This is a genomic window from Mycobacterium asiaticum DSM 44297 (genome assembly GCF_000613245.1).
Lineage (GTDB): Bacteria > Actinomycetota > Actinomycetes > Mycobacteriales > Mycobacteriaceae > Mycobacterium > Mycobacterium asiaticum.
The window spans coordinates 2,223,920-2,235,526 of the sequence record NZ_HG964936.1; the positions used below are offsets into that span (position 1 = coordinate 2,223,920).

At 64.3% G+C, this 11,607-nt stretch carries 6 protein-coding genes; 5 read left to right on the forward strand and 1 reads right to left on the reverse strand.

Annotated elements, in window-relative coordinates; genetic code table 11:
- Positions 1–251: 251 nt before the first annotated feature.
- From pheS to BN972_RS10595, 5 genes are all read left to right on the forward strand, one after another.
- Entirely contained in the window at positions 252–1,295 is a 1,044-nt protein-coding gene (gene pheS / locus BN972_RS10575) for a phenylalanine--tRNA ligase subunit alpha (RefSeq protein ID WP_036356037.1), read from the forward strand.
- The gene (pheT, locus tag BN972_RS10580; protein ID WP_036356042.1) at positions 1,295–3,781 is read left to right on the forward strand and encodes a phenylalanine--tRNA ligase subunit beta; all 2,487 of its coding nucleotides are present in this window, start codon (positions 1,295–1,297) and stop codon (positions 3,779–3,781) included. Before pheS ends, pheT begins: the two co-directional genes overlap by 1 nt.
- A 222-nt stretch (positions 3,782–4,003) precedes the next feature.
- Complete coding sequence (locus BN972_RS10585; RefSeq protein ID WP_036356046.1) at positions 4,004–5,521, forward strand: PE family protein; 1,518 nt, start codon at positions 4,004–4,006, stop codon at positions 5,519–5,521.
- Between the two features lie 357 nt (positions 5,522–5,878).
- Positions 5,879–7,438, forward strand: coding sequence for a PE family protein (locus BN972_RS30985; RefSeq protein ID WP_036356049.1), 1,560 nt, complete (start codon positions 5,879–5,881; stop codon positions 7,436–7,438).
- Positions 7,439–7,817: 379 nt separating this feature from the next.
- Complete coding sequence (locus tag BN972_RS10595; protein ID WP_036356052.1) at positions 7,818–9,614, forward strand: PE family protein; 1,797 nt, start codon at positions 7,818–7,820, stop codon at positions 9,612–9,614.
- A gap of 324 nt (positions 9,615–9,938) precedes the next feature.
- On the opposite strand, the gene BN972_RS29525 is transcribed toward BN972_RS10595, so the two are convergent.
- Positions 9,939–11,607, reverse strand: a 1,669-nt coding sequence (locus BN972_RS29525) for a hypothetical protein (RefSeq protein ID WP_036356056.1), incomplete at its 5' end; no start/stop codon positions are given.

Below are 11,607 nucleotides of genomic sequence, written 5' to 3' on the forward strand. Positions count from 1 at the left end.
GGTGCCTATGCCGGCGCGGAAGCAGCCAACGGCTTCCCCCGGCACTTCTCCTTGACCTTCGACGAATTCGACGACAACTGATCCCACGGCTGGTGATCCGGGACACATGACGTCATGACCTATGATCGGCACTTGCGTCACACCCGTGTCGCGAACCCACAAGCCGACGCTGCGGGCCGCGCTCGAACCCATCGCGCGGGGTAGCGGCCGGGCAGCCAGACCAGCCTCGTCAGCAAGGAGAGTGCCGCCGCGTGGGTGATCAACCCGTCGACCTGTCGCCGGAAGCATTGGCGGAGGCGGTCCAGGCCGCCCAGCGCGCCATCGCCCTCGCCGACGGTTTGGACGCGCTTGCGCACGTCAAGACCGAGCACCTGGGTGACCGTTCGCCGCTGGCGCTGGCACGCCAAGCGCTCGGCGGTCTGCCCAAGGAAGAACGCGCGGACGCCGGCAAGCGGGTCAACCTTGCCCGCAGCGAAGCGCAACGCAGTTACGACGAGCGCCTCGCGGCGTTGCGCGCCGAACGGGATGCCGCGGTACTGGTCGCCGAACGGATCGATGTCACGCTGCCGTCGACGAGGCAGCCGACCGGGGCGCGGCATCCCATCACCATCCTGGCCGAGCACATCGCCGATACCTTCGTCGCGATGGGCTGGGAGTTGGCCGAGGGGCCTGAAGTCGAGACCGAGCAGTTCAACTTCGACGCGCTCAACTTCCCGCCCGACCATCCGGCTCGCAGCGAGCAGGACACTTTCTACATCGCACCCGAAAATTCGCGCCAACTTCTGCGTACCCACACGTCCCCGGTCCAGGTCCGCACGCTGCTCGAGCGTGACCTACCCGTGTACATCATCTCGATCGGCCGGACCTTCCGCACCGACGAACTCGACGCGACCCACACGCCCGTTTTCCACCAGGTCGAGGGGTTAGCCGTCGACCGTGGCCTGACCATGGCACACCTGCGCGGCACCCTGGACGCGTTCGCCCGCGCCGAGTTCGGTCCGCTCGCCCGAACCCGGATGCGCCCGCATTTCTTCCCGTTCACCGAACCCTCCGCCGAGGTCGACGTCTGGTTCGCGAACAAGAAGGGGGGCGCCGACTGGGTCGAATGGGGAGGTTGCGGGATGGTGCATCCGAACGTGTTGCGGGCGGCCGGTATCGACCCCGAGGTGTACTCCGGCTTCGCCTTCGGCATGGGGCTGGAACGAACCCTGCAATTCCGCAACGGTATTCCGGATATGCGCGACATGGTCGAAGGCGACGTCCGGTTCTCGCTGCCGTTCGGGGTGGGGGCTTGATGCGGGTCCCCTACAGCTGGTTGCGCGAGGTCGTCTCAGCCGGGGCTCCCGGGTGGGACGCAGGTCCTGATGATCTAGCCCGGGCCCTCGTTCGCATCGGCCACGAGGTCGAAGACGTCGCGACGCTCGGTCCCGTCGAGGGTCCGCTGACGGTTGGCCGGGTCACCGAGATCGCGGAACTCACAGAGTTCAAGAAGCCGATCCGGGCGTGCCGGGTCGACGTCGGTGCCGACGAGCCCCAGGACATCATCTGCGGCGCCATCAACTTCAAGGTCGGTGACCTGGTGGTCGCGGCGCTGCCCGGAACCACCCTGCCTGGCAACGTCACCATCGCTGCCCGCAAAACGTATGGCCGCACCTCCAACGGGATGATCTGCTCGGCGGCCGAACTCGGCTTGGGTGCCGACCATTCGGGAATCCTGGTGCTGCCGCCGGGGACCGCAGAACCGGGCGCCGATGCCGCCGCTGTGCTGGGCCTGGACGACGTGGTCTTCCACCTCGCGATCACGCCCGACCGTGGGTACGGCATGTCCGTGCGCGGCCTGGCCCGCGAGATCGCCTGCGCTTACGACCTGGACTTCGCAGATCCCGCGGATGTCCCGCCCTTACCTGTCGAGCGCGAGGCTTGGCCGTTGCGGGTCCACCCCGAGACCGAGGTCCGCCGGTTCGCGCTGCGACCGGTGAGCGGGATCGACCCAAGCGCGATCACGCCTTGGTGGCTGCAACGTCGCCTGTTGCTGGCCGGCGTACGGCCCACCTCGCCGGCCGTCGACGTCACGAATTACGTGATGCTGGAACTCGGCCACCCGATGCACGCCCACGACCGCGCCCGGATCACCGGAGGCTTCGAAGTCCGATTCGCGCACCCCGGCGAAACGGTCGTCACACTCGATGACATCAAGCGCAAGCTCGAGCCCGCCGACGTGTTGATCGTCGATGAGGTCGCGACCGCGGCGATCGGCGGCGTCATGGGCGCGGCCAGCACGGAAGTACGCGCCGATTCCACCGACGTCCTGCTGGAAGCTGCAGTCTGGGATCCCGCGGCTGTGTCGCGCACGCAACGGCGCCTCCACCTGCCCAGTGAGGCGGCGCGCCGTTACGAACGGGCCGTGGACCCGGCGATCTCGGTGGCCGTCCTGAACCGTTGCGCCACGTTGCTCGTCGAGATCGCCGGGGGAGTAGCCGAACCAGCCCTCACGGATTGGCGCGGTGACCCGCCGCGGGACGACTGGTCCGGGCCGCCCATCCAGATCCCTGCCGACCTTCCGGACCGCATCGCGGGCGTGGCCTATGCCCCGGGCACCACCGCGCGGCGACTGACCCAGGTCGGCGCGCGGGTAAGTCAGGATGGGGACGTTCTGACGGTCACGCCGCCGAGTTGGCGGCCCGATCTCCGGCAACCCGCCGACCTCGTCGAAGAAGTGCTGCGGTTGGAAGGGCTCGAGGTCATTCCCTCGGTGTTGCCGTCGGCTCCCGCTGGTCGCGGGTTGTCACCCACGCAACAGCGGCGGCGCGCGATCGGCAAATCGCTGGCCTTATCGGGATATATCGAGGTGCTGCCGACGCCGTTCTTACCGGCCGGTGTCTTCGAGTTGTGGGGATTGGACGCCGACGATCCGCGGCGGGTCACCACCAAGGTACTCAACCCGCTGGAGGCCGATCGACCAGAGTTGGCCACCACGTTGCTGCCGGCGCTGTTGGAGGCGCTGGGGCGCAACGTGTCTCGTGGCCTCAGCGATGCGGCGCTGTTCGCCATCGCGCAGGTAGTCCAGCCGACCGAAATGACCCGCGGCCTCGACCTGATCCCGGTCGACCGCAGGCCCACGGATGCCGAGATCGCCACGCTGGATGCCTCGTTGCCGCGGCAACCTCAGCATGTCGCCGCGGTGCTGACCGGTCTGCGCGAGCCGCGCGGCCCGTGGGGGCCCGGGCGCGCGGTCGAGGCCGCCGACGCGTTTGAGGGAGTGCGTATCGTCGCGCGCGCCAGCGGAGTCGCCGTGACGTTGCAGCCTGCTCAATATCTGCCTTGGCATCCCGGAAGGTGTGCTGAGGTGCTGATCGCGGGCGCCGTCGTCGGTCACGCGGGGCAACTGCATCCGGCCGTGATCGAGCGGGCGGGTTTGCCGAAAGGCACTTGCGCCTTTGAGTTGAATCTGGACGCCATACCCACCAGCACGGTCCTACCTGCTCCGCAAGTGTCGCCGTTCCCGGCGGTGTTCCAGGACGTCAGCCTGGTGGTAGCCGCCGATGTGCCCGCCCAGTCAGTCGAGGACGCCGTCCGGGACGGAGCCGGTGCACTGCTCGAACACATCCAGTTGTTCGACGTCTTTGTCGGTCCGCAGATCGGCGCGGACCGCAAGTCGCTGACGTTCGCGCTGCGGTTCCGGGCGCCGGACCGCACGCTGACGGAGGATGACGCGAGCGCAGCCCGCGATTCCGCGGTGCGTTGCGCCGCTGAGCGGGTCGGCGCCGAACTGCGTCGCTGAGCGCGCATCGTCGGGTGTCTTCCGCCGCCGACGGACGGTGCTCCTAGCACGACCAGCTGCGGGACCACTGTGCCGAAGGCCGTCAAGGCCACTACTTGCTGTGAAATTCCTGGAACTTACCGGTGAGTAGCTTGAACTTACTTGCAAGTAAGAAGCTCCGGATTAACGCTAACTTCACCATCGCGACCGCTGGTCATCGGGCAAAAACCAAGGGAGATCGATATGTCGTTTGCAATCGCGGCACCGGAGCTGCTACAAAGCGCGGCCCAAGATTTGGCGAGTATTAACACATCGCTTGCCGAGGCCACCGCGGTTGCTTCTGCCCCCACGACTGGGATTGCGGCTGCAGCTCAGGACGAAGTGTCGTCCGCGATTGCTTCTCTGTTCGGAAATTTCGGCCAGGAATTTCAGACCCTTAGCGCCCACTCTCAAATTTTTCATCAAGAGTTCGCCGAGTTGATGTCTGCAGGCGCACGGGCTTATGCGGTCGCCGAGGCGGCTAACACGCAGCAGACCCTCCTAGGCGCGCTGAGCGCAACGGGACAATCGTCGTTCGCGAACGGGCTGGCGAGTGGCGTCACCGCGGCAGCGACATCCATCTCCGGATTGGCCTCGTTTGCAGATATGGTCGGCGCGCCTTACCGAGCGTTAATCGCAAATACGATTAGCAACACGCAAACCATTGGAAGCACGTTCAGCGCGTACCGGTTTCCGTTCCTGCAGCAGTTCGTGAGCAACCAACTCGGCTATGGGCAAATGATCGCGAAGTCTATCGCGGGCGGCATCGCAAACTTTCCCGCTGAATTAGCCAACCTGCCGGCCGAGATTGGAACCGGTGTACAGCAACTCCTGACGATCAATCCTGGGTCGGTGGTGCAAGGGTTCGTCGATACCCAGCTCAATTACGCGCAGACAATAAGCGGAGGGGTGTTGGGTGCCGCGCGCGACTTGGGCACCGGCCTGCAGAGCCTGCCGCCGGGCTTGACCGCAGCATTTCAGGACCTATTGTCGGGGAACGGCGCTGCTGCCTATGCGGACCTAAATACCGCTTTGGTGAACGCGTTCCTGCCGGGATTCGATGCGACTGTCACCATCACGGGATCGACGGCGCTGGTCGACATCATCCCCATGGGTCCGCTCGGGGAGCTTGCACCAATCCTGGCTATTCCCAGCCAGATGGCGCAAAATTTCACCGACCTGCTCCCGCCTGGATCCGTGCCAGCACAGATCTCGCAGAACGCGACCAATTTAGTTTCCGCTCTAACCAATTTCGGAACGACGCTCAGTATCAGCGATACGGCTCACCTCACGTTTGGGCTGCCGCTGCAGCTCGTTCTCGACAGCATTGGGGGACCGGCCAACGCGTTGAGTGCGATCAATGCCAGTTCGGTGGCGTTCGTTTCCGCCATCCAGGCTGGGAACGCGCCGGCAGCTGCTGCCGCAATTCTTGATGCGCCTGCAGTTATCGCCGATGCGTATCTGAACGGCACCACCGTCATCTCATTGCCGCCCGCGCTAGTTGACTTATTAGGCACCGGCACACCCCTCCCGTCGACCACCGACATCCAGCTTGGCGGGATACTTGCGCCACTAAGCCTGCCGCAGGTTTTTGTTAACGCCGGACCCGGTTTCGAACACCTGCAGCTCGAGTTGTCGGGCGACACCGAGATAGGCGGTCTGATCCCTGGCGTACTGACATTCGGTACTCAGCTGGCACAGGCGATCACCCCGACGTCCTAGGGCTGAACTGGGTGCTTGATCTCGCAGCTTGACGGCACCGCAGGCGTTCGGAAGATGCTTGGGAACAGCTTGTGTCCAGTCCGGGAAAACCACGGATGGACCAGTCGCGTGTCAAGACCATCACCTATCTGATGGCATAGCCACGTTGTCGGCTCCCGAGTAACCGCGACGGGCTGGCGCCCGCCGAGATGAATACATCCGAAGTGTCTCGGGCGCTTGGCCCACCGCAAAACAGGTTAAACCTGCCAGTTTCCTGTGAAAACGTATAACTTACTTGCCAGTAGGGTGAGCTGAGTTAAATTCAATGTGCACTGTGACCACCGGTCACGATTCGGGCAAGTGATGAGGAGTTGGTTTATGTCATTCGTGTTCGCCGCGCCGGAGCTCGTGGAAGCGGCAGCGCAGAACCTGGCCGGTATCAGTTCGTCCCTGGGCCAGGCCACAGCGGCTGCGGCGGCCCCGACTACCGGCTTATTGGCGGCGGGTGCCGATGAGGTGTCGGCCGCGATTGCACAACTCTTCGGCACGCACGGTCAGGAGTTCCAAGCCCTGAGCGCCCAGGCGGCCGCGTTCCATCAAGAATTCGTGACGATGTTGAACGCCGGTGCCAGCGCGTATGCCAGCGCCGAGGCCTCGGGCGTGCAGGCATTGATGAGCGCTACCTCGGGCGGCGTAGGTCCGATAGGCAGCATGGCCCAGTCCATCAGCACCGCGATTCAGGGAGAGGTCCAAGGCATCAGTGGGGCCGTTGGCGGCGCACCCACTGCCTTCGCGGCTGCCGGCCTGCCTGCGGCAATCCAAAACCTCAACGCCTTTGGTGCTGCAGTTGCCGCGCCGTATCAAGCGCTCGCAGCGAACACGTCGGCAAATCTGCAGGCCATCCACAACACGTTCGCGGCCAATCCCTTCCCGTTCCTGACTCAGGTTGTCAACAACCAGGCCGGTTACGCCCAGCAGTTTGCCACGGGTCTTCAGGGGGCCCTTCAAAATCTGCCCGCCGAGCTGGCCAACGCGCCCCTCAACATCCAAGCCTCGCTGCAAGCGCTTGCGAGTGCTAATCCGGCAGCATTCCTGCAGCAGGTAGCCAACAACCAGATCAATTTCGCACAGACGATTGTTACCGGTCTGACGAGTGCAGGGCACGACTTAGGTACCGGATTATCGGCACTTCCGGCGAGCTTCCAAACCGCTTTCCAGGACATTCTGGCAGGCAACATCACTGGAGCCGCCAACACCCTGGGACAGGGGCTCGAGAATGTCTTTCTACCCGGTTTTCAGGACATATCGTTCACGCTGGGCGATACGGCGCTGATCCCAATCACTCCGCTTGGTCCACTTGGCGACCTGTTACCGATCTTTTCCATCCCCGGACAAATGGCCCAGAACTTCACCAATCTGCTTCCTGCCGGGTCTATCCCTGCTCAGATCGCGCAGAACGCCACCAATGTGGTCAACGTGCTCACCAACTTCGGATCGACATTCGACCCGACTACTTTAGGCATCAACTTCGGCCTACCTCTGCGCTTGCTATTTGATGGCATAGGCGCACCGATCAATGGTCTCGTCGCACTCAATTCCAGCACGACGGCTTTCATCAGCGCGGTGCAAACCGGCAACGTCGCTGGGGCGGCTGCCGCCGTCCTCGACGCCCCGGCCGTTTTTGCCGATGGCTTCCTCAATGGCCAGACGCTAGTTAGCCTGCCGCCGCTGACCACGACCGTAGATTTCGGAATTCCCGGTATTCCTCCGTCGTCCCTTACCGCAGTGGCCGAATTACCCCTGGGCGGCCTGCTGACTCCATTAAGTCCCATTGACAGCAACATCGGAGTGTTGCCCGGCACGCCAGTCGGCGGTCTCATCCCCGGTCTTCTGAGTTTCCGGTCCGAGCTCGCAGCGGCGATTACCAACCTCATGTAGTGGTGGGGCGGCCAGGACACCACAGCTCTGAGGTGTCCTGGCCGAACGCCCCCTCGTGAATAATCCCGAGGGCGTCAGCGCGATTTGGCGCATTCGCCGAGCTGGTTTGTTCGGGACGGCGTCCACTGCGTCCTGCCGGATCAGGGCATCGCGGCCGAGTGGAGAAGCAGTCGACACGCCGAAGGCTTGCTGCTGAGCAGTTTCATGGAGCTGTCGTGCGAGCGACGGCGGGAAGCGGACGCACCGCTCGCACAGTAGGAAGTCGCTCGTTCTCCCGCGGGTGACCAAGCCCTCAATATATTTTCCCTAAAGATGTTTAGCTCTCGTAACTAGCGGGTACAGCCGACGAACGTCGGGCGTACGTCGAGGGGAGATCGTCGTGTCTTTTGTGGTCGCTGAAACAGATTTCGTATCAGCAGCAGCTGGTCAGCTCGCAGGCCTTCGCTCCTCCCTCAGCGAAGCCGCGGCCGCGGCCGCCGGCCCGACAACCGGGATCGCTGCTGCGGCCAGCGACGAAATCTCGGCGGCCATCGCCCGGGTATTCGGTGCCTTCGGCCAAGACTTCCAGGCCGTCAACAGCCAAGCGGCAGCATTCAACGCCGAGTTTGTGCGGTTACTGAACGGCGGCGCGGCCGCTTACGTCAATGCCGAGATCGCCAATGCCGAGCGGACCCTGCTGAGCGGCGGCTTTGGATTTCCAACGGCCGCGCCAACAAACCCACTGGGTGATTTGCTTGGGGGCCTGCTTGGCGGCACCACCGGTGGCGGTGGCGGTGGCCTACCGGTTTCGACCGGCGGGTTAACCGGGCTGTTGGGCCCTCTGACGGGCGGAACCGGGGGGCTTCTAGCACCGTTATCGCCTGCCCTCTCGCCGCTTCTTGGTGGCTTGGGTCAACTGCCCGGACTGGGTCCCATTCTTGGTGGCATCGGCACGTCGCTGTTTCCGCCGGCCCTGGTCGCGCCCAGCATCGTCAGCGCTCCCAATCCGTATCTGACCCTGCTAGAGAACACCGCACGAAACTTGAACAGTCTCGGTGCGAACTATCGGCCGTTCCCCATCCTGAGCCAGATCGCCGTCAATCAGTCGTTCTATGCTCAGCTCGCCGCCAACGACCTTGCCCTGTTCGTTCAGGGTTTCCCGGCGAATGTGCCGACGAATATCGAACTCGCTCTCCGAGACCTCGCGGCATTCAACCTCGCGACGCAGGTCGAGACTTATGTCAGGGGCGCGACAGCGTTCGCCGATGTGCTCGGGACGCAGTTCGCGGCGGTCGGCGCCGGCCTCCAGCAGACCTTCCCGACGTTCCAGCACGACCTGGATCTGGCCGGTGTAGCAATCCAGCAGGGCAATTACCACCAGGCCGTGCAGTACGGGGCTCACGGCCTCATCGACCTCTTCATTACCGGGTTCGACACCAGTGGCCTAGAAATCCACCCTGGCGGAACCCTGCTTGCCCCGTCGATCAACATCGTGGGACCGATCGGAGTTGAGGGTCCGGCTGGAGCTCTCCTGCCCATCCTCACCGCCCTCGGAGCGCAGGCCCAGGGCACTGCCAGCTTGCTCCCGGCCAACTCTATTCCCGGCATGATGGCGCGGAATCTCGCCAATGGGATTGGTACGCTTACGAATGCCGGCGTTTCGGCCGATTTCGCATTCACCTTTAACCTCGACCCACTGAGTCCAAACTTTGGTGCCAGCCTCGCCGGCGAAGCCATCTTCGGGCTGCCCCTGCAGTTGGGCTTTGCCATCCTGGGACCGCCATTCGCCGGCCTCGATGGTCTGGCGGAAGGTGCAACATTCTTCTCGACGTCGTTGGCCAACGGAGACCTTCTGGGAGCAGCGAGCGCCATTGGAAACACGCCAGCTTACGTTCTGGACGGTTTCCTCAATGGAGAAGTCATCATCGATCAACCGCTTCCGGTAACCGTGACACTCGCAGGACTCCCAGTCACGCTGCCGACCATTGCTCACTTGCCCCTGACCGGGCTTCTCGTTCCGCCGCACGAAATTTCAGCGACAGTGCCGCTGAGCCAACTGCTTCTCAACCTTCCGCTGCTTCCAGACCTCAATGTGCCGCTGGGCGGAACCAAGTTCGGCGGTATCGTCCCGTTCTTACTGAACACCCTGCCGCAGCAGGTCGCTCAATCCATGTCGTACACCAACACACTTAACTAGTTGGTGTGAGCGGCGCTGGGGTATTGCCCGGCCCCTGGTACGGACTGGGTCGTAGGCCGCAGTCAGGATCGGCTGCGATCCAATTTTCGGCGGTCGCCGAGATAGCGTGAAATTCCCAAAACGACAGCGGTATTCAGTGTTATTCCTGGGTCACCCGCCGATGACGGCGCTATCCCATAGCCAACAGGCGCCGCGCGGGTAGTCCTGGGCCAACCCCAGTGGTCGCAGGCAGAGTGTCGCTGCCCATAGACGCGGCACCGGAGTTCGGGTGTCCGAACGTCCGGTGCCGCGTCGTCGGGGCTAATTCTCGCTAGATGCTGATTCCTAGGTGCTGACAGAAACGTTCAACGCGGCCTGAAGAGCCAGCTGCAGGTTCAGCAACGCCTGGTTCAGGCTGACGGCAAGGTTAACCGCAGTCGAATTCAGTGACACCAGGAGAGATCCGCCGGTCTGCGCGAGCCCGGTGAGGGCGCTCTGGATGCCTGCAACCAGCGGGCCGCCAGTCTGGACGAATCCGGAGAGACCGGTACCGAGGCTGGCGCCGAAGGCGTCGGTGAAGACTTCGGTGACCTGAGTGACCGCGTTCGCCCAGATGCTTGCCAGGGCCATACCGGTTTGGCTGCCTCCTGCGAGCGCAGCAGCGAGATTAGCCGTCAAGGCCGCACCCGTTTGGCCCAGGCCGCTCAATCCGGTGGCCAAGCTTGCCGAGAGAGCCTCACCGGCGTCCACCAAGCTGTTCAGCGAACCCGAGAGGGCGGCACCGAGTTGGGCGCCGATGTTGGCGCTCAGGTTGGCTGACACCGATGCGTTGAGGTTGGCGAACGCAGCACTCAGAGCGGCACTGAGGCCGTTGAGGCCGCCAGTGAACGAACCGCCCAGCGCGGCACCGAGGTTGGCGGCGAGGTTCTGGCCGGTGGCGACCAGGCCGTTGAACCCGGCTTGCAACGCGCCCAGCCCGCCGTTGAAGGCTGCGGTCAGAGTAGGCAGACCGCCGGCGAACGTGGCGTCGATGGCAGCGTTAAGGCTGTTGAGGCCGGTGCCGAGGGCACCACTGAACGCTGCGTTGAGTCCCGCGAGACCCGCGTTGAATCCACCAGTCAGCGCTGCGCCGAATTGGGCACTCAGGGCGGGCAAGTTGAGCGCCGGCAGTGTGGCGCTCAGGCCCGCCGCTAACGTTTGCCCGGCGTTGACGAGGCCACTGAGTCCGGCCTGGAAGCCGGTGAGCCCGCTGGTGATCGCGGCGCTGAGAGCCGGTAACCCACCCGTGAAGGCGCCGGTCAGAGCTGCCGACAGGCCGCCGAGGCTGGCACCGAGGCTGCCCGACAGGGCTGCGTTGAGCGCGGCGGACAACGCAGGCAGGTCGAACGCCGGCAGGCTCGGGAAGCTGAACGGTGGCAGCGTGAACGACGGCAGGCTGAACGGCGGGATGGCGAACGGCGGGAACGTCAAGTTGGCCGCCAGTGTCTGACCGAGGTTGACCACCGCATTCAGACCGCCGGTCAATGCACCCGACAGGGCAGGAAGCCCGCCACTGAAGGCTGCGTTGATGGCGGCATTGAAGTCGCTCAGACCACCCGTGAGGGCGCCGGTGAAGGCGGCCGACAGGTTGTTCAGGCCGACACCGAGGCTGCCAGACAACGCGCCGGACAGGGCCGCCGACAGGGTCGGCAGGTCGAGTGGCGGGAGCGTGATCGATGGCAGCGTGAACGGCGGCAACGCCGGGAATGTGAACTCGGGCAGCGTAAGTGGCGGCAAGCCGATGTTGCCGGCCAGGTTGATCAGCGAGTTGATCCCGGCGTTGATGCTGGCGCTCAAGTCCGGCAGGGCCGGGAATGTGAACGGCGGCAAGGTGATCGGCGGGATCACCGGGAAGGTCAACGGCGGCAGGGCGAATGGCGGCAGGGCCAGACTACCGGCCAGGTCGACCAGGGCGTTGATCCCACCGGTGATGCTCGCCCCGATGTCGGGCAGCGCCGGGAACGGCGGGAAGGTG